The sequence below is a fragment of the Sphingomonas sanguinis genome, from assembly GCF_019297835.1.
Lineage (GTDB): Bacteria > Pseudomonadota > Alphaproteobacteria > Sphingomonadales > Sphingomonadaceae > Sphingomonas > Sphingomonas sanguinis_D.
In genome coordinates, this window is record NZ_CP079203.1 from 2,632,268 (window position 1) to 2,656,681 (window position 24,414).

General features: G+C 67.0%; 22 protein-coding genes. 10 read left to right on the forward strand and 12 right to left on the reverse strand.

Annotated features, from left to right (window positions below; translation table 11 throughout):
• The first annotated feature begins 20 nt into the window (after positions 1 to 20).
• From KV697_RS12275 to KV697_RS12285, 3 genes are all read left to right on the forward strand, one after another.
• A complete protein-coding gene (locus KV697_RS12275) occupies positions 21 to 935 on the forward strand; it encodes a sulfite exporter TauE/SafE family protein (protein WP_219018432.1) in 915 nt (304 codons plus the stop codon).
• A 41-nt stretch (positions 936 to 976) separates the two neighbouring features.
• On the forward strand, positions 977 to 1,696 hold the full coding sequence (locus KV697_RS12280) for a TIGR02186 family protein (protein WP_219021381.1): 720 nt from the start codon (positions 977 to 979) through the stop codon (positions 1,694 to 1,696).
• Between the two features lie 70 nt (positions 1,697 to 1,766).
• Positions 1,767 to 3,395 carry an ATP-binding protein gene (locus tag KV697_RS12285; protein ID WP_257575307.1) on the forward strand — a complete coding sequence of 543 codons (1,629 nt, stop codon included), beginning with the start codon at positions 1,767 to 1,769 and terminating at the stop codon, positions 3,393 to 3,395.
• A 138-nt stretch (positions 3,396 to 3,533) separates the two neighbouring features.
• Here the strand turns inward: KV697_RS12285 and KV697_RS12290 are convergent, their stop codons facing one another.
• Complete coding sequence (locus tag KV697_RS12290) at positions 3,534 to 5,003, reverse strand: M23 family metallopeptidase (protein ID WP_219018434.1); 1,470 nt, start codon at positions 5,001 to 5,003, stop codon at positions 3,534 to 3,536.
• 221 nt (positions 5,004 to 5,224) lie between these two features.
• Here KV697_RS12290 and KV697_RS12295 point away from each other — a divergent pair, with 221 nt between their 5' ends.
• From KV697_RS12295 to KV697_RS12320, 6 genes are all read left to right on the forward strand, one after another.
• The gene (locus KV697_RS12295) at positions 5,225 to 7,717 is read left to right on the forward strand and encodes a helicase-related protein (protein ID WP_219018435.1); all 2,493 of its coding nucleotides are present in this window, start codon (positions 5,225 to 5,227) and stop codon (positions 7,715 to 7,717) included.
• A 152-nt stretch (positions 7,718 to 7,869) separates the two neighbouring features.
• Positions 7,870 to 8,190, forward strand: a complete 321-nt coding sequence (locus tag KV697_RS12300) for a S4 domain-containing protein (protein ID WP_219018436.1) — start codon at positions 7,870 to 7,872, stop codon at positions 8,188 to 8,190.
• Positions 8,191 to 8,219: 29 nt separating this feature from the next.
• Positions 8,220 to 8,561 carry a ferredoxin FdxA gene (gene fdxA, locus KV697_RS12305; RefSeq protein ID WP_042486955.1) on the forward strand — a complete coding sequence of 114 codons (342 nt, stop codon included), beginning with the start codon at positions 8,220 to 8,222 and terminating at the stop codon, positions 8,559 to 8,561.
• Between the two features lie 392 nt (positions 8,562 to 8,953).
• Positions 8,954 to 9,487 (forward strand): CarD family transcriptional regulator, encoded by a 534-nt coding sequence (locus KV697_RS12310; protein WP_042486954.1) that lies wholly within the window; start codon positions 8,954 to 8,956, stop codon positions 9,485 to 9,487.
• A 118-nt stretch (positions 9,488 to 9,605) separates the two neighbouring features.
• The gene (locus KV697_RS12315) at positions 9,606 to 10,355 is read left to right on the forward strand and encodes a head GIN domain-containing protein (protein WP_219018437.1); all 750 of its coding nucleotides are present in this window, start codon (positions 9,606 to 9,608) and stop codon (positions 10,353 to 10,355) included.
• A gap of 47 nt (positions 10,356 to 10,402) precedes the next feature.
• Positions 10,403 to 11,077, forward strand: coding sequence for a GIN domain-containing protein (locus KV697_RS12320; protein WP_219018438.1), 675 nt, complete (start codon positions 10,403 to 10,405; stop codon positions 11,075 to 11,077).
• Here KV697_RS12320 and KV697_RS12325 read toward each other — a convergent pair.
• The 4 genes from KV697_RS12325 to KV697_RS12340 all read right to left on the reverse strand — a co-directional run bounded on the left by KV697_RS12325 (position 11,040) and on the right by KV697_RS12340 (position 18,520).
• On the reverse strand, positions 11,040 to 12,017 hold the full coding sequence (locus KV697_RS12325) for an alpha/beta fold hydrolase (RefSeq protein WP_219018439.1): 978 nt from the start codon (positions 12,015 to 12,017) through the stop codon (positions 11,040 to 11,042). The two genes, KV697_RS12320 and KV697_RS12325, sit on opposite strands and share 38 nt — an antisense overlap.
• Positions 12,018 to 12,354: 337 nt before the next feature.
• Entirely contained in the window at positions 12,355 to 13,704 is a 1,350-nt protein-coding gene (locus tag KV697_RS12330; RefSeq protein ID WP_219018440.1) for a family 43 glycosylhydrolase, read from the reverse strand.
• The gene (locus tag KV697_RS12335; protein ID WP_257575308.1) at positions 13,704 to 15,269 is read right to left on the reverse strand and encodes an alpha-N-arabinofuranosidase; all 1,566 of its coding nucleotides are present in this window, start codon (positions 15,267 to 15,269) and stop codon (positions 13,704 to 13,706) included. The genes KV697_RS12330 and KV697_RS12335 overlap by 1 nt, the downstream gene beginning before the upstream one ends.
• 56 nt (positions 15,270 to 15,325) lie before the next feature.
• Positions 15,326 to 18,520: a glycoside hydrolase family 2 TIM barrel-domain containing protein gene (locus KV697_RS12340; protein WP_219018441.1), complete on the reverse strand. Its 3,195-nt coding sequence runs from the start codon at positions 18,518 to 18,520 to the stop codon at positions 15,326 to 15,328.
• 206 nt (positions 18,521 to 18,726) lie between these two features.
• On the opposite strand from KV697_RS12340, the gene KV697_RS12345 reads away from it, so the two are divergent.
• Positions 18,727 to 20,217 (forward strand): glycoside hydrolase, encoded by a 1,491-nt coding sequence (locus KV697_RS12345; protein ID WP_257575309.1) that lies wholly within the window; start codon positions 18,727 to 18,729, stop codon positions 20,215 to 20,217.
• 161 nt (positions 20,218 to 20,378) lie between these two features.
• Here KV697_RS12345 and KV697_RS12350 read toward each other — a convergent pair whose 3' ends face one another.
• The 7 genes from KV697_RS12350 to dnaQ form a co-directional block, all read right to left on the reverse strand.
• Positions 20,379 to 20,867, reverse strand: a complete 489-nt coding sequence (locus KV697_RS12350) for an MmcB family DNA repair protein (RefSeq protein ID WP_219018442.1) — start codon at positions 20,865 to 20,867, stop codon at positions 20,379 to 20,381.
• An 85-nt stretch (positions 20,868 to 20,952) separates the two neighbouring features.
• Complete coding sequence (locus KV697_RS12355) at positions 20,953 to 21,570, reverse strand: cell wall hydrolase (RefSeq protein ID WP_306822633.1); 618 nt, start codon at positions 21,568 to 21,570, stop codon at positions 20,953 to 20,955.
• A gap of 191 nt (positions 21,571 to 21,761) precedes the next feature.
• Positions 21,762 to 22,088 carry a DUF1491 family protein gene (locus tag KV697_RS12360; RefSeq protein ID WP_219018444.1) on the reverse strand — a complete coding sequence of 109 codons (327 nt, stop codon included), beginning with the start codon at positions 22,086 to 22,088 and terminating at the stop codon, positions 21,762 to 21,764.
• A gap of 3 nt (positions 22,089 to 22,091) precedes the next feature.
• A complete protein-coding gene (locus KV697_RS12365) occupies positions 22,092 to 22,550 on the reverse strand; it encodes a PaaI family thioesterase (RefSeq protein ID WP_257575310.1) in 459 nt (152 codons plus the stop codon).
• Positions 22,534 to 23,004 (reverse strand): PTS sugar transporter subunit IIA, encoded by a 471-nt coding sequence (locus KV697_RS12370; RefSeq protein WP_219018446.1) that lies wholly within the window; start codon positions 23,002 to 23,004, stop codon positions 22,534 to 22,536. Before KV697_RS12370 ends, KV697_RS12365 begins: the two co-directional genes overlap by 17 nt.
• A gap of 64 nt (positions 23,005 to 23,068) precedes the next feature.
• Positions 23,069 to 23,659, reverse strand: a complete 591-nt coding sequence (gene hpf, locus KV697_RS12375; RefSeq protein ID WP_219018447.1) for a ribosome hibernation-promoting factor, HPF/YfiA family — start codon at positions 23,657 to 23,659, stop codon at positions 23,069 to 23,071.
• A 56-nt stretch (positions 23,660 to 23,715) separates the two neighbouring features.
• Positions 23,716 to 24,411, reverse strand: a complete 696-nt coding sequence (gene dnaQ / locus KV697_RS12380; protein WP_219018448.1) for a DNA polymerase III subunit epsilon — start codon at positions 24,409 to 24,411, stop codon at positions 23,716 to 23,718.
• Positions 24,412 to 24,414: the final 3 nt, after the last annotated feature.

The following is a 24,414-nucleotide window of genomic DNA, read 5'->3' on the forward strand; positions in this document are numbered from 1 at the left end:
CGTGCGTCTATAACGCGGCCGTGGACCTGTATCTTCCGATCGCCAACCTGTCGGTCAATGCGCTCGTCATCATCGCGCTGGGGGCGGGTGTGGGCCTGTTGTCGGGGATGTTCGGGGTCGGCGGCGGGTTCCTGACCACGCCGCTGCTGATCGTCTATGGCATCCCGCCGACCGTCGCCGCCGCCTCCGCCGCCAGCCAGGTGACGGGGGCCAGCGTCTCGGGCGTGTCCGCGCATTGGCGGCGCGGCGGGGTCGATGTGAAGATGGGCGGCGTGCTGGTCGCGGGCGGCGTGGTCGGATCGTTCGCGGGCGCGTGGATCTTCCGCCTGCTCCAAGCGAGCGGGCAGATCGATACGGTCATCGCCATCGTCTATGTGCTGATGCTGGGGTGGATCGGATCGGTCATGGCGCGCGAGGCGGCGAGCGCGATCCTGGCGCAGCGGCGCGGGCGTCCGCAGAAAGCGGCACGGCGGCGGCATCATCCGCTGGTCGCGGCACTGCCCTTCCGCACCCGCTTCTATGCCTCGGGCCTGTACATCTCGCCGCTCGCCCCGCTGATGCTGGGCTTTTTCACCGGCATCCTGACCATCCTGCTGGGCGTCGGCGGCGGGTTCATCCTGGTCCCGGCGATGATCTATATCCTAGGCATGGCGACCAATGTCGTGCTCGGCACCTCGCTGTTCCAGACGCTGTTCGTCACCGCCGCCGCGACCATGGTCCATGCGACGACGACCAAGGCGGTCGATATCGTGCTCGCTGGCCTCCTCCTGATCGGGTCGGTGACGGGGGCGCAGGTCGGCGCGAAGCTCGCCACCAATGCCAAGCCCGAATATCTGCGGCTGGCACTCGCCGTCATCGTACTGTTGGTCGGCCTTCGCATCCTGCTGGGCCTGGTATGGCGGCCCGAGGAAATCTTCACGGTCCAGCCCCTGTGAAACGCCTTCCCGTCATCCTGGCGCTGCTATCGCCGCTTTTGATGGCGCAGGCCAAGCCGGTGCTGGTCCCCGACGTGTCGCAGCGCGATATCCAGATCGCCTACAGCTTCACCGGCGCGGAGCTGCTGCTGTTCGGCGCGATCCTCTATCCCGGCGGCCGCCCGCCCAGCGACGACAAGGCGACCGACATCGTCGTGGTGGTCAAAGGCCCCACCCAGTCGATCCTGATCCGCGAGAAGGAGAAGATCGCAGGTCTCTGGGTCAATGCCGGGCGCCTGCGCTATCAATCGGCGCCGTCCTTCTACGCCATCGCCTCGTCGCGGCCGATCGAGCGAATCGTCGACGATCGCACCCGCGCCATCTACGAACTCGGGCTCGACAGCCTGCAGCTCTCGCCCGCCTCCGCCGCGCCCGCCAATGTCCAAGCGCGGTTCCAGCAGGGTCTGGTCGACCAGCGCCGCCGCAGCGGCCTGTATGTCGAGGCGCCACGTGCCGTCGAGATTACCGATGACGTGCTCTACCGCGCTCGCGTCACCATCCCGGCACGCGTGCCGGTCGGGCGCTTCACCGCCGAGACTTTCCTGATCCGCGACGGCCGCGTGCTGGCCGCCGCCGTGCGCGACATCGACATCCGCAAATCGGGGTTCGAGCGCTTCGTCGCGCGCGCCGCCGACAAGGCCGCCATCCCCTACGGCCTGACGGCGGTGGCGCTGTCGATCCTGCTCGGCTGGACTGCCGGATGGATCGCGCGGCGGGTGTAAGGGTCGGAAAATCTTAAGCCTATCGGCTTAGCGTCCGCCCCTCTCCCCCCACGGAATGACGGCGCTCCTCATGTCTTCGCTACCGGACTTTCAAGCCAACGACACGCCGGTCATCGGCTGGCTGCTCGGCATCACCGGATCGTCGGGGCGGATCGTGCTCGATCGCCAGGCGCTGGCCGCGCTGGCGGATGCCGACGATCCGGTGCTGGCGGCGGCGGGACAGGTCGCGATGCCGGTCAAGATCAGGCACGGCGACCGCTGGATCATCGGCACGATCCGCTCGCTCTCGCTCGATCCCGCCAGCGACGCCGCCGCGCTGACCACCGAGATCGACCTGATGGGCGAGGGGATGCGCCGACCCGAGACGGGCGACCTTCATGGCTTTCGGCGCGGCGTCACCGCCTATCCCATGCCCGGCGCGACGATCCATGCGATCACCGATGCCGAGCTGGCGGGCATCCACCTGAACCGCGCGCAGACCACGGTGACGATCGGCACGGTCCACCCCGCGCGTACCGTCCCCGCGACGCTGGCGGTCGATGCGCTGTTGGGGCGGCATTTCGCGGTCCTGGGGTCGACCGGCACCGGCAAGTCGACCGCGACCGCGATGATCCTTCACCGCATCTGCGATCATGCGCCGCTCGGCCATATCGTGATGATCGATCCGCACGGCGAATATGCCCATGGTTTCCGCGACACCGGCACCATCCATGATGTCGGCAATCTGCGGATGCCCTATTGGCTGATGAACTTCGCCGAGCATTGCGAGATCCTGCTCTCGGCGGGTGGCGAGCAGCGCCAGAACGACATGGACGTGCTCGCCAAATGCCTGCTCGCTGCCCGGATGCGCAACCGCGCCGCCGCCGAACTGCCGCGCGTCACCGTTGACACGCCCATCCCCTATCTGCTGTCCGACCTGACCACGCAGCTTTCCCAGGAGATGAGCAAGCTGGACCGGGTCGGCGACCTCGCCCCCTATCAGCGGATCAAGTCCCGGATCGAGGAGATCAAGGGCGATCCGCGCTTCGCCTTCATGTTCTCCGGCATGTTGGTCGCCGACAGCATGGCCGATTTCCTCGCGCGGATCCTGCGGATGCCGGGCGACGGGCGGCCGATCTCGATCATCGACGTGTCGGGCGTGCCGTCGGACGTGACCAGCGTGGTCGTCGCGGTGCTGGCGCGGATGATATTCGACCATGCCGTCTGGACCCACCCTTCGGAGCGTCGCCCGGTGCTGATGGTCTGCGAAGAGGCGCATCGCTACATCCCCGCGCGCGCCGAACAGGATTCGGCGGTCGGACGCATCCTGTCGCGCATCGCCAAGGAGGGGCGCAAATATGGCGTCTCGCTGGGCCTCGTCACCCAGCGCCCGTCCGACCTGGCCGAGGGTGTGCTGTCGCAATGCGGCACGATCATCGCGATGCGGCTGAACAACGAACGCGATCAGGCGATGGTGCGATCGGCGATGCCCGAGGGCGGGCGTGGGCTGCTCGACACCATATCGGCGCTGCGCAACCGCGAGGCGATATTGTGCGGCGAAGGCGTGAGCTTCCCGATGCGGGCGAGCCTGGACCATCTGGACGAGGACAAGCGGCCCGCATCGAACGACATGACGATCACCGCGCTCTGGGGCAGGCCGTCGGGGGGGAACCGGGTGCTGGCCGAGACGATCGGCCGCTGGCGCGCGGCGGGGAAGTAACACTTCCACCTCCTCCGTACCTCCTCCTCCGTTCAGCCTGAGCGAAGTCGAAGGCCACGGGATCAGCCCTCACGACTTAGCGCGGAACGTACACTTCGACTTCGCTCAGTGTGAACGGTGGGAGGAGCGTGAGGCGCCCTACCGCCCCGGCTTGACCGCCAGCAACGCCTGCACCTCACGCCGGAATGTCCGCAGCTTCGCGCCCGACAGCACCGCCATGCTCGCCAGCTTCAGCGTGCGCGGGTTCACCACGGCGCCGTTCTTCCACACTTCCCAGTGCAGATGCGGACCCGTCGACATGCCGGTCGAGCCGACATAGCCGATCACCTGGCCTTGGCGGACATGCGCGCCCGAGCGAACGGCAAAGCGGCTCATATGGCCGTAACCGCTGGCGATCCCGCCTGCGTGTGCCAGCTTGACGAAATTGCCGTATCCGCCCGACCGCCCGGCGAACTTGACCACGCCGTCCATCATCGCATGGATCGGCGTGCCATAGGGCGCACCGATATCGGTCCCCTTGTGCATCCGCATGAACCCCAGGATCGGATGGACGCGCTTGCCATAGGAGGAGGTCACGCGCCCCGCGACCGGCATCCCCATCGCGCCGCGCTTCTCGCTCTGGCCGTTGACGTCATACCACTGGCCGTCATCGTCATCGGCCAACCGTGCCAGCTGAACTTTGTGCCCGCCATGGTCCAGCCCGGCGAGCAGCAGCTTGCCCAGCCGGGTCTCGCCGGTCGCGGCCCGCTCGCGCTCGATGATGAGGTCGAAACTGTCCGATCGCTTGACGTCGCGGCCGACCGACATGCGCGCGGCCAGCGCCTTGATATAGGCCTCGACCACCTTGGCGGGGGCGCCCGCCGCGCGGACCGAACGGTACAGGCTCGATCCCGCCAGTCCTTGCAGGCGGAGCGGCGTGCGGTCGATCGCGATCGGTGCCTGCATCATCTCGAACCCTTGCGGGGTACGGGTCAGGGTGACGGACAGGTCGAAGCGCGCGCGCAGCTTCATCGTCTCCAGCGGCCGGGCGACCGAGCGGCTCGCTCGCCGCCCTAGCGTCAGCGCGATGCGTGTGCCTGACGGGATCGCCTCACCGTCCGTCACCGGGTCGATCAGCGCGGCGGCGGCGCGCGCCTGATCCCTCGACACGCCTGCGCGTTGCAGCACGCGGTCGAGCCGATCGCCCGCGCCGATGGTTGCCGACAGCTCGACCATCGGTCGTTCGGGCGCTTCGGCCAGATGCGTGACCAGTTCGTTCGCGGCCAGACGCTGTCCGCTGTCCGCGCCGAGCGCCAGCGGGGCGATCGCCTGCGCCCGTTCGTGGCTCCGCACCTCGCCGGTGAGGGGCGCGGGCGCCTGCCCGACGATCGGACGGTGAAAGCCCGGCGCCATCGCAATGGTCGCGGCACAGAGCGCCGAACAAGTCGCCAGCCCCCGCCACCAACTGCGGCTGCCGATCTGCGTCCCCAGATCGGGCACCCAGTCGATCTCGCGCGCGGCGATGCGCCACCGCGCCAGGCGTCCCATGGGCAGCACGGCCACGCGGCCGATCGGGCGCGTGGCGGTTCCGCCGGACAGGATCAGGGCTTCGTCGGTGGCAAGAAACATGAGTGGAAAACGTGTCCGTGAAATCGTCGAGCAGCGTCGCCGATTCCCCCCGGCGCACAGGATTTTTCGGTGTGGGTTGGCGCCCGCAAAGTCAAAGCCGCTGCGCCCCGCCGCCCCGATGCTGCGGCAAGACGTGGCCGGACCGGGCCAAACGCGAATGTTCGTGGGCGATCTTGCTTCATGCCGTTGCAACCGCGCCCGCGAAGCCCGATGTAGGGTCCATGACAAGCCGCGTATCGGGCGCCGTGACGGCCGTTCTCGGGCCGACCAACACCGGCAAGACGCACCTCGCGATCGAGCGGATGTGCGCGCATAGCAGCGGCATCATCGGCTTTCCCCTCCGCCTGCTGGCGCGCGAGGTCTATGACCGGGTCGTCGCGCTGAAGGGACCGAGCCAGGTCGCGCTGGTCACGGGTGAGGAAAAGATCGTTCCCCCCGACGCGCGCTGGTTCCTCTGCACCGCCGAGTCCATGCCCGACCGCGACGTCGCCTTCGTCGCGCTCGACGAGGCGCAGTTGGGCGCGGACCTGGAGCGCGGTCATGTCTTTACCGATCGGTTGTTGCACCGGCGCGGTCGCGACGAGACGATGATCCTCGGCTCGGAGGCGCTCAAGCCCATGATCCGCGCGCTGGTGCCGGATGCGGAGGTCATCGCACGGCCCCGCTTCTCGACGCTCAGCTATGCAGGCGCGAAGAAGATCAGCCGTTTGCCGAAGCGCTCCGCCATCGTCGCCTTCTCGGCGGAAGAAGTCTATGCGGTGGCCGAGATGCTGCGCCGTCTGCGCGGCGGCGCCGCCGTGGTGATGGGGGCGCTGTCGCCCCGCACGCGCAACGCGCAGGTCGAGATGTTCCAGGCGGGCGAGGTCGATTATCTCGTCGCTACCGATGCGATCGGCATGGGCCTGAACATGGACGTGGCGCATGTCGCCTTTGCCGGACTGCACAAGTTCGACGGTCGCCGCCGCCGCCGCCTGACGGTCGCGGAGATGGCGCAGATCGCCGGGCGCGCCGGGCGGCATCACCGCGATGGGACGTTCGGCGCACTGGCCGAGGAAGGCCCGGACTCGTTCCTGCCCGAAGAGGTGCTGGCGATCGAGGAGCATCGCTTCCCCCGGCTTGACCATCTCTATTGGCGCGAGGGCGATCCCGACCTGTCGAGCATCGACGCGCTCATCAAGAGCCTGGAGCGCAAGCCCGAACCCGGTGTGCTGCGCGCCGCGCCGCTCGCCACCGATTTGCAGGTCTTGAAGCGGCTAGCCGACGAACCCTGGGTCCGCGACCGGGTGCGGCGGCCCTCCATGGTCGCACGGTTGTGGGCGGCATGCGGCATTCCCGATTTCCGCAAAGTCGGCATCGACCCCCATGCCCGCTTCGTCTCGCGCGCGTTCGGCCATCTCTCTGAAGGGCTGGGCCATGTCCCGCACCAGTGGTTCGCCGACGAGATTGCGCGGCTCGACAATATGGCGGGCGATGTCGAGACGCTGGCGGGCCGCCTCTCGGCGATCCGCAGTTGGGCCTATATCGCCCAGCGCGCCGACTGGCTGGCCGATCCGAGACACTGGGCCGAGCGGACGCGGGAGATTGAGGAGCGGTTGTCCGACGGGCTTCACGCCAGCCTGACCCAGCGTTTCGTCGACAAGCGTACCACCGCCTTGATCCGCCGCATCGGTGCCGATGCAGGCGCCCTGCCCGTCACCATCGGGCCGGAGGGCGAGGTGCTGGTCGAGGATCACCCGATCGGTCGGCTGGAAGGTTTCCGCTTCACCGTCGAGGCGGGCGCGCGGGCGAACGACAAGCGCCTGTTGCTGGCGGCGGCGGAAAAGCGGCTGGGCACCGAGCGGTCGCGCCGTGCCGAGGCGCTGATCGCCGCCGGGCATGACGCGTTCACGCTGGTCGAGGACCGGCTGGTCTGGGACGGGCATGGCGTCGCGCGGCTGATACCGGGACCGTCGCTGGGGCGGCCGGTGTTGCGGCTGGAACGCGATCTCGATTGCCTGGCCCCGATCCAACGCGAGCAGGTGAAGGCCCGGCTGGACACCTGGCTCGCGCGGTCGCTCGACCGGCAACTGCCCGCGCTCGTCCGGCTGGCGGGGCTGGCGCGCGAGGCCAAGGCGTCGCCCGCGATCCGCGCCGTCGCGGCCGCGCTGGAGGATGCGGGCGGCATCGCGCCGCGCCAGCCGCTGCGCCTGATGATCGATGCGCTGTCGCCCGACGAGCGGCGGCGGCTGCGCGGCATGGGGATCACCATCGGCACGCTGGACGTGTTCGATCCCCGGCTGCTCAAACCCGGTGCGGCGGCATGGCGGCGTATCCTGATGACCCTGTGGGGCCAGACGCCCGACCTCGCCCGGCCGGGCGCCACCATCCTGCGCCGCGACGAGCCGGGGCGCGGTGTCGCGTCGGGCTATCGGCCGCTCGGCGAACAGGCGGTACGGATCGATCTGGTCGAACGCATCGCGCGCGCCGCCCATGACGCGCGCGAGGGGCGTGGACCCTTCACCCCGGATGCCTCGCTGGCGACCTCGATCGGGCTGGAGGCGGCAACGCTCGACCGGCTGATGGGCGATCTGGGGTTCCGCAAGATACGGGGCGGGGAGAACGAGCCCGCCCGCTGGATCTGGCGCGGTCGCCCCCCTGCTCGCCCGGCTCCGCGTGTCACGGCCAGCCCCGGCAACGCCTTCGCCGCCCTTGCAGACTGGGGGCGGCCTTCGTGACCATAATTCCCCTTGCCACCCCAGCGAAGGCCGGGGTCCAGTTGCGGTGAACGTGACGCGCGCCACCCAGCCGCGTGGCACCTGGGCCCCGGCCTTCGCCGGGGTGGTAGAAGATTTGTAGATTTCTCCCACAGAAAGGACCGCCCCACCCGATGAGCACCCGCGCCCCCACCTCTGAGTCGATGCGGCTCGACCGTTTCCTCTGGTGGGCGCGGATCGCCAAGTCGCGGGAGCGGGCGCAAGCGATGGCGTGCGACGGGCATTTCCGCATGGACGGCCGCGCGATCGACCGTGCCCATGCGCCGGTGCGGGTCGGCAGCATCCTGACCTTCGCGCAAGGCGGCGACGTCCGCGTGCTGCGGGTGGAATCGCTGCCCGTCCGGCGCGGCCCGCCCGCCGAGGGACGCGCCTGTTACTGCGATCTGGTCACTTCCCCGGTTTCAAGCGTTGACGGATCGCCATACGCGGCATAGCAGCACGCGTTCGTACCTTGGGAGTTGTCATGACCTACGTCGTCACCGATGCCTGCATTCGCTGCAAGTATATGGACTGTGTCGAGGTGTGTCCCGTCGACTGCTTCTACGAGGGCGAGAACATGCTCGTCATCAACCCCTCGGAGTGCATCGACTGCGGCGTGTGCGAGCCCGAATGCCCGGCCGAGGCGATCCTACCCGACACCGAGAGCGGGCTGGAACAGTGGCTGGAGCTGAACAACACCTTCTCCGCCCAGTGGCCCAACGTCACCCGCAAGCTCGACCAGACGCCGCCCGACGCCGATGCGATGAAGGGTGTCGAGAACAAGTACGACCAGTTCTTCAGCCCGGAACCCGGCAAGGGCGACTGACCGGGACGCGCCCGGCAAGGGCGACTGATCCAAGATCTTTCCTCCCCTTTAAGGGGAGGGGGACCAGCGAAGCTGGTGGAGGGGTGTCACCCCTCTCGATAGCGGGACACCCCTCCGTCGCGCTGCGCACGCCACCTCCCCTTCCAGGGGAGGAATAAGGGGCCCATGCCACTACGGTGCCGCTCCTTGCGCCCGATGGTTCCGGCAACCTGCACATATGCTGGTAATTTTGTTGCGACCATGCTATATGGTTCCGCGACGGGCATAGCTGTTTTCGCGACCGCCCGCCTTTGATGTGTTCGACCCTTCCTTCCCGAGGCCGATGAGAACAGTGGACCCATTTCCGCTCGTCCGGCGCTCGTGCGAAGGCCTTTGACCCGGAAAGGCCCCCAATGGCTGCCAAGGCGCTCCACTTCGACGTCGGTGACTATGTCGTGTATCCCAAGCATGGCGTGGGCCGCGTTATCGAGCTGCAAAAGCAGGAAATCGCAGGGATGCAGCTCGAACTCTATGTGCTGCGGTTCGAAAAGGAGCGCATGACGCTCCGCGTTCCCACCAATAAGGCCGAGTCGGTCGGCATGCGCAAGCTGTCCTCGGACAAGACCATGCGCGAGGCGATGGAAACGCTGAAGGGCAAGCCCAAGGTCAAGCGCACCATGTGGTCGCGCCGTGCCCAGGAATATGAAGCGAAGATCAACTCGGGCGACCTGGTGTCGATCGCCGAAGTGGTCCGCGACCTGTTCCGCGCCGACGACCAGCCCGAGCAGAGCTATTCCGAGCGGCAGATCTTCGAAGCGGCCACCAGCCGCCTCGCCCGCGAACTCGCCGCGATGGAAGAGGTGGACGAGCCGCGCGCCCAGGAAAAGATCCTGGAAATCCTGCGCGCTGCCGCCGCCATTTATAACAAGGAAAAGCCCGCCGCCTGACAGGCGGTCGGTCTTCGCCGATACGAACAAGGGGCGGTCCCAGGCGGGGCCGCCCCTTTTCATTTGCGTAGATAGCCCGCCCCTGTGTATTATTTCATCAATACACAGGAGGTCGCTCATGCCCAAGTCCGTCACGCTTTCCACGCTTCTCGGCCTGATGGTACTGGCCATCCCCACCGCCGCCTGCTCGTTCGAAAGCGACGCCAAGGGACAGGAAGTCCCCGCGCAAGGCTCGGGCGACACGCGCAGTTACGCGGCGCGAGGCTTTACCACCGTGTCCAGCGACGGCAGCGATCCGGTCGATATCCGGGTCGGCGGCGCTTTTTCGGTACGCGCGCAAGGAGCGGCGGCTGATCTCGACCAGCTGCGTATCGCACGTGATGGCGACACGCTGCGGATCGGCATGAAGAAGGGCGTACATTGGGGCAACCGCCGCAACGTCCGCATCTTGGTAACGCTGCCCCGCCTGACCGGGGCGGGCGTCGCGGGATCGGGGCGGATGCGCATCGACCGGGTGGAGGGCGACAGCTTCAAGGGCGGGATCGCCGGATCGGGCGACATGACGATCGGGGCGATGCGGGTCCGGCAAGCCGATCTGGGCGTGGCCGGCTCCGGCTCGGTGAATGCCAGCGGCACGGTCGACGCGCTGAAGATCGGGATCGCCGGGTCGGGTAACGTGCTTGGGGGCGGCCTCCATGCCAAACGTGCCGAGGTCGGGATCGCCGGATCGGGCCGCGTCGCGGTTCAGGTCGATGGCCCGGCCAAGGTATCGCTGGGCGGATCGGGCGATGCCGATCTGGGGCCGAACTCGGTCTGCACTGTGAACAAGGGCGGCTCGGGCACGGCGCGTTGCGGGCGGACGCTGTAACGGCGACCTGCTTGCGACGCCGACGGGGCGGTGCGAGGATGACGCCGATGTCGATCCGTGCCGCTGCCGCTGTCCTGTTCTCGCTGCTCATGGCAGGCCCCGCTTTCGCGGCCGAGCGGCGAGTCGATCTGAGCAGCTTCGACAAATTGCGGGTCGAAGGGCCGTTCCGCGTCACCCTGACCACCGCGCCGTCGCCACGCGGGGTGCTGTCCGGCGATGCTAGGGCGCTGCGCGACGTCGAGGCGCAGGTGATGGGCGGCACGCTGGTCGTGCGGCGCGCGGGCGGCGGCGATGCGCCGGTCACGTTGACGCTCGCCGCGCCGCCCCTGTCCGGCGTCACCGTCATCGGCGGCGCGCAGGTGACGGTCCAGGCGATGAAGGGCAGCGCGCTCGCCCTGTCGGTAATGGGAACCGGCGAGCTGCGGGTCGGTCGGGCCGATGGCGATCAGCTGACCGCGATGCTGTTCGGCCCCGCCCGGCTCACCATCGAGGGCGGACGGGTCGGCAAGGTGCGGCTGGCGGCCAATGGGCCTGCGAGCATTGCGGCCGATACGCTGGAGGCGGGCGACCTGACCGTCACGCTCGACGGCCCCGGCGAGATTGCCGCACGGGCGCGCTATACGGCGGCGGTCGCCAATGGCGGGCTGGGCAAGGTGACGGTGGCGGGCACGCCGAAATGCCGGGTCACGGGTGGCGGTGCGGTTCGCTGCGGGGTGAAGTAACCGGCACCCGCCGGTCGAGAAACGCGCCGATCGCGGCAAAGGCATTGGTGCGGATCGGATCGGCCTCGCGCAGTATCTCATGCGCGCAGCCGCGTCCGAAGGCGACCAGCTCGCCCTGCGGCAGACGCTGCGCCACCCGCGCCGCCGCGCGTGCATCGACCAGCCGATCGGCGAGCGCGACCAGCATCAGCACCGGCGTTGCGATCCGCCCCAGCGCCGGATCGTCGCGCAATGCCGCCGTCGCGCGAAAGGCCTCCGCCACCCAATGCCAACTGGGCGAGCCCAGACACAGTTCGGGCTGCGCCTGTCGAAACGCCTGCTGATCGGCGAAGCGGGTCAGGTCGTGCGTCAGCCGCTTCTGCCGCGCGGTGGCGGCGGCGGGTGTCTCCAGCCGCCGCCAGGCGGGGCGCAGCGGATCACCGCGTCCGACCTGCCACCGCGCGAACCGCGCTCCCGCCCATTGTCCGACCGGCGAACGCAGCGCCAACATCGGTGCGACCAGCACCGCCGCATCCGGTGTGATCCCGCCCCCGGCCAGCGCCGACAAGGTGGCGAACCCGCCCATCGAATGGCCCAGCACGACATGCGGCCCCTCGCCCGGTCGTACCCACCCGGCATAAAAGGCCGCCAGATCCTCGCCCGGCCGATCGAGCCGATCGATATGCCCGGTCCCGTCGCCCGTCAGCCGCCCCGACCCGCCCTGCCCGCGCCAGTCGAAGGCGGTGACGTCCCAGCCCTGTGCGCGGAAATGATCGATCGCATCGCCATATTTCTCGATCATGTCGGCGCGGCCGGTCTGGAACAGCAACCGCCCCCGCCGCGCCGTGCCCGGTTCGTGCGGGCGGTCATAGCGGCGATGGACCCAGCCATCAGGGGCCGTCCAGTGCGAGAGGAAGGGCGTGAGGAGGCCTGCCATCGGGTTCGATGCGTGTGTCGCCATGCCGTTCCTTGCCCTCGCTCATGACCGCCAGGGGCGCCATGCGGGTCTGTCCTAGCACGCACTGTGTTACGGTTGTTGTGGGATTTTGGGGAAAGGTCTGCCCATGGCCTTCGACTTCGCTCAGGCTGAACGGGGGGGTGTGGACACGCGCCGCTCACCCCAGGCACGCCCCTCCCGCAGGCGGGAGGGGATGGGGGAGGGAAAAGAGTCTCACCGAGGCCATCGCTCGCGGCCCTCCCCTCCCCAAACCCAGTTTCAGGTAAACGATGCCCCGCATCGTTTAGGTCATGCCGGGGGCATGACCGACCTGAAACTCGCCTGCGGGAGGGGCTTAAGATCAGAAGATCGACCACTCCAGGATCGCAGGCTCCTTCGCCGTCACCGTCATGCGCAGGAAGCGGGCCTTGCCCGGATGACGCAACGTGATCGGTGAGCCACTCACCCCCGTCTCGGCCGCGACTTCGCGCCAGCTCTTCCCGTCCGGCGAAGCCTCGATCCGCAGATCCTGCGGCTGGACCGCAAAGGCCGGGCGTATCCGGCTTTCGCGCACGTCCCGCAATCCGCCCAGATCGGCGGTCAGCACCGGCGCCTGCCCGGCTTCGGGCCGCCACGCGGTCGCGTAATTGTCGTCCGCCGCCAGCGCATCCACGCCCTTACCGGTCCAGCGCAGCCCTCGGTCCCGATGCGCGACAAAGGCCGGGATCAGCGGATCGTGGCTCGGCCGAACCTTCTCGAACGTGCCGTCGGCGCGCACGGTCAGCGGATCGATCGACACCTGCCGCAGCACCCGCTCCGATCCCATCACGAAGGGTAGCGCCTGGCGGTGATAGAGGATGTACGACTTGCCCTTGTCGGCGAAGATCGCGTGATGGCCGGGGCTGATGATCTGCCGCGCGGCATCGGTTTCGAGGATCGGGCTGTTCGCCGCTTCGGTGAACGGTCCCATCGGCGACGCGCCGACCGCATAACGGACCTTGTACGTATCCTTGGTGGTGTTGCCGTCGCTATAGGTCAGCAGGTAGCGCCCCTTTTCCTTCACCATGAAGGGGCCTTCGAAATAATTCGCGGGGGTCACGTCCTTCGGCTCGCCGTCGAAGTGGACCATGTCGGGCTTCAGCTTCACGACGAAGCAGTGCCCGTCGACCCAGTTCAGCCCCGATCCCCAATAGAGATAGGCCTGGCCGTCATCATCGACGAACGCCTCGGCATCGATCATGTGGTATTTCGGCGCAAAGTCCCGCGCGATCAGTGGCTTGCCGCCATTGGCATCGGCCCATGGCCCCGCCGGGGATGGGGCGGAGCCGACCCACACCTCGCTGCCGACCGAGACATACATATACCAGCGGCCGTTCGGCGCCTTGACCACCGAGGGCGCCCAGACCTTGGCATCGCCAGAGGTCGGGCTGGTCGCGGCCTGTTTGGTCGGCCAGTTGGGCTGCGAGAAGGTCCAGTCGCGGCCATTGTCCGAGGTCCACAGCCCCAGACGGTCATCGCCCCACGGATCGATCGTGGCGAAGATATACCAACGCCCCCCATCGCGCACGATGGAGGGGTCGGCGAAATAGCCGGGGAGCAGGGGATTGCCTGCCCCCGGCGTATTCCACATGGCTTCGCGCCGGGGCGCGGCAGACCCCGCCGCCCCGGTAAGAAGGACGGCGGCGAGCAGCGCTCCGGCGCGGGCCTTCATCAGCGCAGGTCCAGCATCACGACCGACTTGGCGGGCACCTGCACGGTCAGCGTGCCGCCCGACAGCGTCGCGGCGTTGAACGACTGCGGCGCGACCTGGTTGGGCGCGTCGAAGGTGTTGTGCGCATCCATCGCGGTGCCGGTCAGGATACGACCCGACACCTGGCCAGCGGTCACGCCGTCCAGCTTCACGCTGACGGTCGCCGCTTGGTTGGGATCGACATTGGTCAGGCCGACATGGACCACGCCCGCCTTGTCACGCACGGCCGAGGCGCTGACCGCCTTCATCACCCACTGGTCCTTATTGTACCAGCGCGACTGGACGTCGACCGGCAGAACGGTCGCGTCCTGATAGTCCTTGTACATGTCGAACACCCAGTAAGTGGGCGTCTTCACCATGCGCGCGCCGTCGGTCAGCATCATCGCCTGGAGCACATTGACCATCTGCGCGATGTTGGCGCCGCGCACGCGGTCGGCGTGGCGGGCGAAGATGTCGAGGTTGAGGCTCGTCACCATCGCGTCGCGAAGCGAATTCTGCTGATAGAGGAAGCCCGGATTGGTGCCGGGTTCGACATCATACCAGGTGCCCCATTCGTCGACGAGCAGCGCGACCCGCTTGTTCGGATCATATTTGTCCATGATCGCCGAGTGCTTGGTCAGCAGCTCTTCCATCTTCAGCGTCTTGGACAGGGTGCGCGCCCAGCTTTCCTCGTCGAAGCCGGTCGCCGCGCCCTTCTTTTCCCAGGGGCCGGGGACGGTGTAATAATGGACGCCGATGCCGTCGAACGTGCCCGACGCCTCGCGCATCATCACTTCGGTCCAGTTATAATCCTCGCTGTTGGCGCCGCTGGCAATCTTCATCAGCTTTTCGCCCGCGGGCACCTTTAGGAAGGTCGAATAGCGGCGGGTGACGTCGGCGGCATATTCGGCGCGCATATTGCCGCCGCAGCCCCACAATTCGTTGCCGATGCCGAACATCGCCAGCTTCCAGGGCTTGTCGCGGCCGTTCTTGCGGCGCTCCTCGGCATAGGTCGATTTGGACGGGAAGGTCATATATTCGACCCACTCGGCCATTTCGGACGGCGAGGCCGAGCCGACATTGCCCGAGACATAGGCCTCGGCGCCGACCATCTCGCTGTAGTTCATGAATTCATGCGTGCCGAAGCTGTTGTCCTCGGTCACGCCGCCCCAGTTGGTGTTGACCTTGGTCAGGCGCTTGGCCTGCGGGCCGACACCTTCGCGCCAGTGATATTCGTCCGCATAGCAGCCGCCCGGCCAGCGGATCACCGGCACCCGGATCGCCTTCAGCGCGTCAAGCACGTCGCGGCGATAGCCGTTGACGTTGGGGATCTTGCTGCCCTTGCCGACCCAGATACCGCCATAGATGCCGGTGCCCAGATGCTCGGCGAACTGGCCGAACAGGCGGCGGTTATAGACCGGACCCGGACGGTCGGCATGCACTTCGACCGTGTCGGCGGTACCGGCGGGCGTGGTTTGTGCCGTTGCGGTGCCCGCGAACAGCGTGGCGACCGCCGCCGCGAACAGGAATTTCGTTGCCCTTTTCATGGATTCTCCTCTGCCTGATGCGGCATGATGGCTTATTGTCCGAGTAAAGAACAGCCCTATTGCACCTCCGTCGCGCGGGCGGGCTTCGCTTTGTCGGGGGTGGTGCCATCGCCGCCGAAGGGCTCCAGGCGGAAGGCAACGCGCGTCGGCGCGAGTACGGTGCGATATTGCTGATGCGGCTGGCCGACATGGCTCCAGGTCGTGTCGCCGCCGACACCCCATTGCGCGGCATCAATGATCAGCGTCGTCTCGCCATGCGGCACTATATCGGTCGACTTCCACGTCCCTGGCGCACGGCGGTACAGGTCGCCATAGGGGAAGGCGAGCGCCTGCATCATTAGCGGCCTGGGCGCGCGGACGCGAAGCCCCGCCCCCTCGCCCGACAGCTCCATCCAGCGGACATCGACCTTGTTGCCGGTATCCTGTGGCCGCATGTAATCGTGATTCTGCTCGGCGATGCTCCCTCGCCACAGCCCGATCGCGGCCGAGCTCTTGCGATCGACATAGCTTTCATGCGGTCCCCGACCATACCATTCGACCGTCTTCATGGTGGTGGGCATGGTGTACCACAGCCCGATACGGACCGGCGGCGGCAGGTCGGCCTTCAGCGGTACGAACTGCCCGTCGACATCGACCGCACCATCGCCTGCCATCTTGTAGCGGGTGACGAAGCGCGCCGCGCCCGCCCCCATCTCGTGATCGACGGTCACGCTCCGGTCGGGACCGATCGATACACGCCGCACCTGATAGCGGCCGTTCATCGTAAACCAAGGCGATTGCTGGGCGACGGTGCCGTTGGCGGTGTCGTTGTCGGTTTCGGCACGAACGAAATTGGGCTGGCCGCCCTTGGCCAGTATGCGGCCACCTGTCGCGTAACGCGTAACGAGCCCGGTCTTGCGGTCGATGACCAACTCCGCGTCGTTCGCCGACAGGGTGACGCTGTCGGCATTATCGGCGACCGCGACCTGCCCCCTGGCCGCCACCGGCATGGCGGGGGCGTCGGTGAGCGCGAACTGCTCCCAACCGACGACGTAATTTGCCGGCACCGCGCGGATCGTGCCGTCCTTGGCATGGGCGCGGACGGTCAGGACATATTCCGCTCCCGCCTCGCGCGCGAACTTGGGGGCGAGCGCCACCGTCTGCACCTGCCCGGCCGCCGTCGTCAGCACGGGTAGCTGCCCGGTCGCCACCGCGACGCCGTTCTTCTCGACCACCCAGTCGAAGGTGAAGCCCGACAGATCGATAAAGTCATGACGGTTGTGTACAGTCAGCCGTCCGGTCTTCGCATCGTAACCGTCAAAGCGGATCGGCGACTGGACCTTCTGCACCTCGTACAGTTGCGGATTGGGCGTCCGGTCGGGCTGGTTCAACCCGTCGCCGAACTCGACATCCCCGCCCGGATTGGGGCCATACTCGCCGCCGTCACCCCAGTAACGTCGACCGTCCTTGGTATAGCGATACATGGACTGGTCGACCCAATCCCAGATGAAGCCGCCCTGCAGCTTGCGGTGCGCGTAGATGGTGTCCCAGTAATCCTTGAAATTGCCGCCCGAATTGCCCTGCATATGGGCATATTCGCACTGGATCATCGGCTGGGTCCGGGTCGGGTCCTCGGCCCAGTCGACCATCTTTTCGATGTCGTCGTACATGGGCGCGTAAATATCGACATAGTTGTTCGGCTGATGGCTCCAGTCGAGCGTCCCCCAGCCGAGATAGGAGATCAGCCGTGCCGGATCGCGCCGCCGGATCGCCGCCGCCGCCTTCTCGAAATTCGGGCCGATCCCCGCCTCATTGCCCAGCGACCAGAAGATGATTGAGGGATGGTTCTTGTCCCGCTCGACCATGTTCATCACGCGGGAGACGTGTGCGCCCTCCCAGGCGGGGTCGAAGCCGATCTGATATTTGCCGCGCTGATCGCCGTTGCGGTTACCCTGCTCCATATAGGCGTGGCTCTCGATATTGGCCTCGTCCATCAGGTAGAAGCCATATTCGTCCGCCAGCGCCAGGAAACGCGGGTCGTTGGGGTAGTGCGAGGTGCGGATGGCGTTGAAGTTGTTGCGCTTCATCAGCTCCAGGTCGCGGCGCATCGACGCTTCGGAGATGACGTGGAAGGTCTCGGGGTCATGCTCGTGCCGGTTGACGCCGCGGATCACGATGCGGCGGCCATTGACCATGACCTGCCCGTCCTTGATCTCGACGGTGCGGAAGCCGATCCGCTGCGGCGTGGCCTGCACCACTTGGCCATTCGCATCGACCAGTTCGACCAGCAGCGTGTAGAGATGGGGCGTCTCCGCCGACCAGCTTCGCACGCCGGGCACGGCGGCATCCAGCTTGGCCGAGGTGGCGCCCTGGGCCAGTGCTACCTCTCGCGTCACCACCGCCCGCTCGCCGTCGAGCAGCGTCATGCGCGCGGTCATCGCCTGGGGCAGCGCGGGCAGCGTCAACTCGGTCGACAGGGTGCCGTCGCGGTAATTCTTGTCGAGCCCGGCATGGACGAACAGATCGTCGATTCGCGCTTTCGGCACCGCCCGCAGATATACCGACCGCTCGATCCCCGAGACGCGCCAGAAATCCTGATCCTCCAGATAGCTGCCGTCCGACCAGCGATGGACGCGGATTGCCACGACGTTGCGGCCGGGCTTGAGGAACCGGGTGACGTCATATTCGGTCGGGAGCTTGGAGTCCTCGGAGTAACCGACCTCCTGCCCGTTGACCCACACGCGGTAGGCGGAACCCGCCGCGCCGATCTGAAGGATCACGTCCTGCCCACGCCACCCCTCGGGCAGGATGAAGTTGCGGCGATAGGACCCCGTCTCGTTATCGTCATGCGGCACCAGCGGCCGGTTGGCGGGGAAGGGATAGGTGATGTTGTTGTATTTGGGCTGACCATATCCTTCGGCCTGCCACATCGCGGGGACCTTTATCGTCTTCCACTTGGACACATCGTAACCGGGCCGCTCGAACCCCTTGGGTGCAGCCTCGACCGAGGGGGAGAAGGCGAAGGACCAGTCGCCGTCGAGGCTCATGTAACGACTCGATCTAGCCCGATCGCCAGCGAGCGCCAGTTCGCGGCTTTCATAGGGGAAGGCGGTGGCGCTGGCGGGGCGGGTGCCGCGCGCATTGACGGCGGGATTCTCCCAATCGGGTCGGCTGGGATCGACCTGTACCGGTGCGACCTGCGGACCGTTCTGAGCCAAAGCCGGACTCGTCAGAGCCACCACGGCCGCACCGGCCGCCAAACGCCACTTCATCGCACTCCCCTTTGTGTATTGCCCATGATTCCCTGACCGGATCACGGCTATATTTGTCTGATTTTTATGGCGCGTTGAGCGGCGCGACAAGGAAAAAGGCAAGGAGGGCGATCAGCTGATGTGCGCCACCGTGCCCGGTTGACGGACCCGCTGGCGCTTCGGCTATAGTCTGACGTTTGATATGATCCGCGCGGGGAGACGCCAGGGTGAAGAACGGGACGATCCTTCGCAACAGCCGCATGGCCGCCGCCGCCTTGGCGTTGATCCTGGGTTCGGGCGCGGCGCAAGCCCAGGTCGCAGCCCCCGCCGCCGACCGCCCGGTCCCCGTCACTTTGCGCCCCGCCATCGACCGCCCGTCGACGGTGTTCGAAGGCTGGGGCACCGCGCTCGCCTGGTTCGCGCATGTCACCGGCGGCTGGCCCGAGGCGGAGCGGACGCGGCTGGCCGATCTGTTCTACGGCCCGAAGGGGCTGGGCTGGACGATCGCGCGCTACAATATCGGCGGCGGCAATGCGGCGGATACCCCGCCCTATATGAAGGTCGGGCGCGCGGTGCCGGGTTTCTGGCGGCAACCGGCGGGGGTGATGGGCAAGGACTGGTGGCGCGCCGACGATCCCGCCATGTGGGACTGGGGGCAGGACGCCAACCAGCGCTGGTGGCTTGACGCCATCACCGCACGGGTGAAGCAGCCGATCTTCGAGGCCTTCTCCAACTCGCCGCCCTGGTTCATGACGGTCAGCGGCCGGGTATCGGGCGCGGAAAAGGGCACCGACGACAATCTCCGCCCCGGTCAGGAAGCCGCCTTCGCCACCTATCTGGTTCGCGTCACCGACGAATTGCAGCGGCGGCACCATCTGACCTTCCGCACCCTGTCGCCGGTCAACGAGCCCAACACCAACTATTGGTTCGCCGCCAACACCCAGGAAGGCGCGCATTGGAGCCCGGCGCGGCAGGCGCAGATGATCGACGCCACCGCCGCCGCACTAAAGGCGAAGCATCTGTCCACGGTCGTCGCGGCGCCGGACGAGACCGCCTCCAACCTGTTCGTGGCAGATTGGGCCGCCTATCCGCCCGCCACCTGTGCCGCGATCGGGCAGCTCAACGTCCATAGCTATGGTACCGTCCACCAGACCGCCGTGCGCGACATCGCCCGCGCCTCGGGCATCAAATTGTGGATGAGCGAGAACGACACGCCGCTGTCGGGTGACCCTGAGGATTTTACCGGCATGGCGACGCCCCTGGCCTTTGCCGAGCATGTCGTCGGCGACCTGAAACGGCTTGAGCCCGCCGCCTGGGTCTTCTGGCAGGCGGTCGAGGATCTCAGCACGCGCAAGGGCGAGAAGGGATCCAACTGGGGCATTGTCAAGGCCGACCTGATGGGCGCGGCGGACCAGCCCCATGCGATCCATGTGACGGGCAAATATTGGGCGATGGCGCAGTTCAGCCGCTATATCCGGCCGGGCGACCGGCTGGTGCCGGTGGACGATATGGACACGGTCGGCGCGCTGTCACCCGACGGACGGCGGCTGGTACTGGTCCATGTCAATCCGGGCTTGTCGCCGAGACCGCTGAGCGTGGCGGTGCCGGGACGGTGGCAGCGGCGGATGATCGTGACGGACGCTGTGCATAAGTCCGTGGATATCACGGGGGATATCGCGCCGCCGCAGTCGGTGGTGACGTTAATATTGACGCGGTGAAGGCGGAGCGTGGCCTTCGACTACGCTCAGGCTGAACGGCTGTTTGTATCGGCCCCCTCCCCCCACCGCCGTTCAGCCTGAGCGTAGTCGAAGGCCACGGGAAACCCTCGCCACACTGAACCGCTAGGCTGCGGGTTCGAATCCTGCTGGGTCCACCACCCTCACATCCCCGCATCGGGATCGGTCAGCCCGATCATCCGCCGCCCTGCCCTTCGCGCGAAGTTCAGCGTCGCCTTTTTCCGGATATGCGCAGGCAGCGGCACGCTATGCGCCTCGCGGATAATCGCCGCGTCATAGCGGTCGGCGACAATGATCCCCGTCCGCTCGGGCAGGAACGCCGCGCTTTCCAGCGGCGACCAGTCGAACCCGGCGGGCACCGCCCAGTAGAATCGGTCGCAATGCGCCAAATAATCGGGCCATTTGCCGTCGCCCAGCATATCGGCGCGCGACACCTTGATCTCGACCACCACGACATTCCCCCGCGCGTCGAGCGCCATCAGGTCGGCCCGGCGGCCACCCTCCAGCGGGACTTCGGGGATGGTGATGAGGTCGTGGCGGAGCAGCATCCGGGTCACCCCCCGCGCGACATCGGCGGCGCAGAGCGGGGATAGCGGATCGTCGACGCACGAAGCGGGCGGCATGTCCAACATGCCACCCGCTTAGAACATTTGACGAACATATGCAAAGCCCCGAGGGGCTCGGACATAATTCAGGCCCCGGATCAGGGCCTTGGCGTCAACGATAGAAGATGTGGTTGCCGATCGCGGCGACCTTCTGCACCCGCACGCCCGGACGGTTGCCGGGGGTGTTGAAGTACAGGGCCTTGCCAGCGGTGCTGTCCCACGCCTGGGCCAGCGCGACCTTGGCGACCGCGACGGCGGTGCGATAGGCGCTACGCGACGGGCTGACCGACGGGATTTCACCCCGGCGCACGAAGCTGAACTGGCCGCGCTGCTTGATGACGTCGCAGACGTCGGTGGGGAAACGACCCGACTTGGTGCGGTTCAGGATGACCTGTGCCACGGCGAGCTGGCCCGCGAGCGGTTCGCCGCGACCTTCGAAATAGATGGCACCGGCCAGACAGCGGAGCTCTTCGCTCGACGCAATCTCGTCCTGATCGGCCACGGCGTCGGCCAACGAGTCATAGTCGCCGTCCTCATCGCCTTCAGAAACCTGGGAAAAATCGGGGAGCGCGGACATGGTGGCCCGGGCGCTCTGGGGAACCATCGCAACATCGGCGACGTTGATCCCGGAAACAGTCATCGCACTGACTGGAGTGGCAGCAACACCGGCAACGTTGGTCGCGAGGCTGGGGGTGCTGGTGGCGAGAAGACCCGCCAGGGATAGAGCCATGGCAGCGGATGCCGCGACTCGCTTGAAAACGGTCATTCACTCGAACAGACATGCGGTTGGATCACGGACCCGAGCATTGCCCAAAGGCGCTCGTCCGGGCTTCCCCCCGACTGCGTAACCCACCGGATCGCACCCGATAAGCACAACGCGAAACTACGATGGCGCGCTCGTGGCCGATCCGGCCGGGTTCGTCAATGTTGCAGGATCGTTTCAGCGGTGAACCGTTCCGCCGCAGCGCCATCCAGTTCCACGACCCACAGATCGGGATCGCGCGCCCGCCGACGCTGCCAATAGCTTAAAATATCGTTTGCAGGCGTCGATTCGATCAGCGCGGTTTTGCCATCGGTGCCCAGCCCACGCTCCAGCACGCGTTCGCGCCGATCGGCATCAATCACGATGACCAGGATGCCACCGCCTTGCGGATCGCCCTTGGCCAACACCATGCCCATGCCGCCGCTGTCGTTCATCCGGCGCAGCAGAGCCGTTACCAGCATCCCGCTCGGCAGGCGGCCGTCCATCGCTCAGCCGTTCCGATAGCCGGGCAGGCCCGCCAGCGCGATCTGCGAGCGCATGAAGGTGCCGGTGCCGCGCGCCACCTCCTCGCCGCTGGCATCGATCAGCCGCGCATCGGCGACGAACACCCGTCGCCGCCCGCTGACCCAGCGTCCTTCGGCCACCACCTCCCCCGCCTTCATCGGGCGGGTGAGCAGCAGGTTGAACTGCGTCGTCAGCAGGAAACGATCGGTGACCAGGCTGTTGCAGGCATAGAAGGCCGCATCGTCGAGCATCTTGAAGTAGCTCGTGCCATGCGCCGCGCCCGCCGCGTGATAATGCCGCTCGTCCACCCGAAAGCGGATGCGCGCGACACCCGGCTCGGTGATTTCCAGCGCGGAGTCGAATAGGCGGTTGATCGGGGCTGCGGCATAGAGCGTCTCCAGCGCCCGGAAATGCGCGGCCTCGCCCTCAGGCCGCGGCGTCACGCGCCTCGTCCTGGGTGAGCAGCGCCCAGATCGCATCGGGCGACCCCGCCCCGCGAAGCTTGGCGACGAAGCCCTTGTCGCGCAGCCGCCGCGAAATCCGCGCCAGCGCCTTCAGATGCGCCGACCCCGCATCGGCGGGCGAGAACATCGCGAAGACCAGATCGACCGGCATGTCGTCGACCGCCTGGAAATCGACCGGCTGTGCCAGACGCGCGAAAACGCCGACGATCTGGGTCAGCCCCTCCAGCTTGCCGTGCGGGATGGCGACGCCGCCGCCAAAGCCGGTCGAACCCAGCTTCTCGCGTTCGAGCAGCACGTCGGTCAGCCGCTTGGCATCCTGCCCCGCTGGCCCGGCGGCGGCCACCGCCAGCGCCTGGAACAGAGTCTTCTTGTTGGCGGCGCTGACGCCCGCCAGCACCGTGTCGTGGCGCAACAGATCGCTGAAGTCGTTCATGGTCTTTCCGGTGCGCCCCCGCGCGGCCCGCCTATTAACGGGCCACGCGGAAGAACGATAGAGCTTATCCGGCCGTGCCGCCGCGCTGCGGCTCGACCCAGCCGATGGTTCCGTCGCCCCGGCGATAGACCATGTTATACGACCCGGTGCCCGAATTCTTGAACAACAGGGCCGCAGTATTGCGCAGGTCGAGCATCATCACCGCGTCCGACACGCTGGCATCGGGAATATCGACGCGGGTTTCGGCGATGATCAGGGGAGCATCGCCTGCCTCATCCTCATCGACCTGTTCGGCGAACAGCGTATAGCCCGCATCATAGGCCCCCGCCTCGGCCAGTTCGATTGCCTGGCCCTGGTTGCGGTCCTTCAGGCGGCGCGAATAGCGGCGGAGCTGCTTTTCGATCTTCGCGGCGGCGCCGTCGAAGGCGAGGTGCGCATCCTGCGCTTCGTGGCGGCCCTTCAGCACCAGGCCGCGGGTGACGTGCATCACGATATCGCATTTGAAGCCGACGTCATGCGGCCCCTTGCCGAACGTCACCTCCGACGAGATGGCGCGGGCGAAATATTTCTCGGCGATACCCTGAAGCCGGTCCGTCACATGGGTCCGCAGCGCGTCGCCCGTTTCGACCTGATGACCAGAAATCCGGATATCCATCGTCTTCTCCTTAGATGCACTCAGATGGGACGGTCCTTTTGGCCTGTCCCGTGGCGTCAACCGGACGCCTCGGCCCCCCAAATCGGATCATTGATCCCCTTTAGAAACGCTGCATGGGCGGCAAGTTCCGCCTCGCTGGGACGGAAATGGCGCGGCGGACGGACGCGGGCGGGTGCGCGGGCGACGATCGTGGGCCCGGTATCCTCGCTCGTCTCGGCGAGCAGGCCCAGGCCGATCTGCCGCCCGCCCATCAGCTCGACATAGACCTGCGCCAGCAGCTGCGCGTCGAGCAGCGCGCCGTGCAGGACACGGTGCGAGCGGTCGATGCCATAGCGCGAGCAGAGCGCGTCTAGGGTGTGCTTGGCGCCGGGATGCTTGCTGCGCGCGATCGCCAGCGTGTCGACCATCCGCGTCTTTTCACAGACCGGCGGGAAGCCCAGCGCCCCCAGCTCGCCATTGATGAAGCCGAAGTCGAAGGTCGCGTTGTGCGCGATCAGCGGCGCGTCGCCGATGAAGTCCAGAAACTCGGCGACCCCGGCGGCAAAGACCGGCTTGTCCTTCAGGAAGGCGTCGGACAACCCATGGACCGCCTGCGCCTCGGCGGGCATCGTGCGTTCGGGATTGAAATAAGCGTGATAGGTGCGGCCGGTTTCGACCCGGTTGACCAGTTCGACACAGCCGATTTCGACCAGCCGGTCGCCTTCCGAAAATTTGAACCCTGTCGTTTCGGTGTCGAAAACGATCTCTCTCATGCC

Coding starts and splice junctions, on each gene's coding strand:
- KV697_RS12280 (WP_219021381.1), top strand. CDS start 977: ATGGCGCAGGCCAAGCCGGTGCTGGTCCCCGACGTGTCGCAGCGCGAT.
- KV697_RS12285 (WP_257575307.1), top strand. CDS start 1,767: ATGTCTTCGCTACCGGACTTTCAAGCCAACGACACGCCGGTCATCGGC.
- KV697_RS12290 (WP_219018434.1), bottom strand. CDS start 5,003: ATGTTTCTTGCCACCGACGAAGCCCTGATCCTGTCCGGCGGAACCGCC.
- KV697_RS12295 (WP_219018435.1), top strand. CDS start 5,225: ATGACAAGCCGCGTATCGGGCGCCGTGACGGCCGTTCTCGGGCCGACC.
- KV697_RS12300 (WP_219018436.1), top strand. CDS start 7,870: ATGAGCACCCGCGCCCCCACCTCTGAGTCGATGCGGCTCGACCGTTTC.
- fdxA (WP_042486955.1), top strand. CDS start 8,220: ATGACCTACGTCGTCACCGATGCCTGCATTCGCTGCAAGTATATGGAC.
- KV697_RS12310 (WP_042486954.1), top strand. CDS start 8,954: ATGGCTGCCAAGGCGCTCCACTTCGACGTCGGTGACTATGTCGTGTAT.
- KV697_RS12315 (WP_219018437.1), top strand. CDS start 9,606: ATGCCCAAGTCCGTCACGCTTTCCACGCTTCTCGGCCTGATGGTACTG.
- KV697_RS12320 (WP_219018438.1), top strand. CDS start 10,403: ATGTCGATCCGTGCCGCTGCCGCTGTCCTGTTCTCGCTGCTCATGGCA.
- KV697_RS12325 (WP_219018439.1), bottom strand. CDS start 12,017: ATGGCGACACACGCATCGAACCCGATGGCAGGCCTCCTCACGCCCTTC.
- KV697_RS12330 (WP_219018440.1), bottom strand. CDS start 13,704: ATGAAGGCCCGCGCCGGAGCGCTGCTCGCCGCCGTCCTTCTTACCGGG.
- KV697_RS12335 (WP_257575308.1), bottom strand. CDS start 15,269: ATGAAAAGGGCAACGAAATTCCTGTTCGCGGCGGCGGTCGCCACGCTG.
- KV697_RS12340 (WP_219018441.1), bottom strand. CDS start 18,520: ATGAAGTGGCGTTTGGCGGCCGGTGCGGCCGTGGTGGCTCTGACGAGT.
- KV697_RS12350 (WP_219018442.1), bottom strand. CDS start 20,867: ATGTTGGACATGCCGCCCGCTTCGTGCGTCGACGATCCGCTATCCCCG.
- KV697_RS12355 (WP_306822633.1), bottom strand. CDS start 21,570: ATGGCTCTATCCCTGGCGGGTCTTCTCGCCACCAGCACCCCCAGCCTC.
- KV697_RS12360 (WP_219018444.1), bottom strand. CDS start 22,088: ATGGACGGCCGCCTGCCGAGCGGGATGCTGGTAACGGCTCTGCTGCGC.
- KV697_RS12370 (WP_219018446.1), bottom strand. CDS start 23,004: ATGAACGACTTCAGCGATCTGTTGCGCCACGACACGGTGCTGGCGGGC.
- hpf (WP_219018447.1), bottom strand. CDS start 23,659: ATGGATATCCGGATTTCTGGTCATCAGGTCGAAACGGGCGACGCGCTG.
- dnaQ (WP_219018448.1), bottom strand. CDS start 24,411: ATGAGAGAGATCGTTTTCGACACCGAAACGACAGGGTTCAAATTTTCG.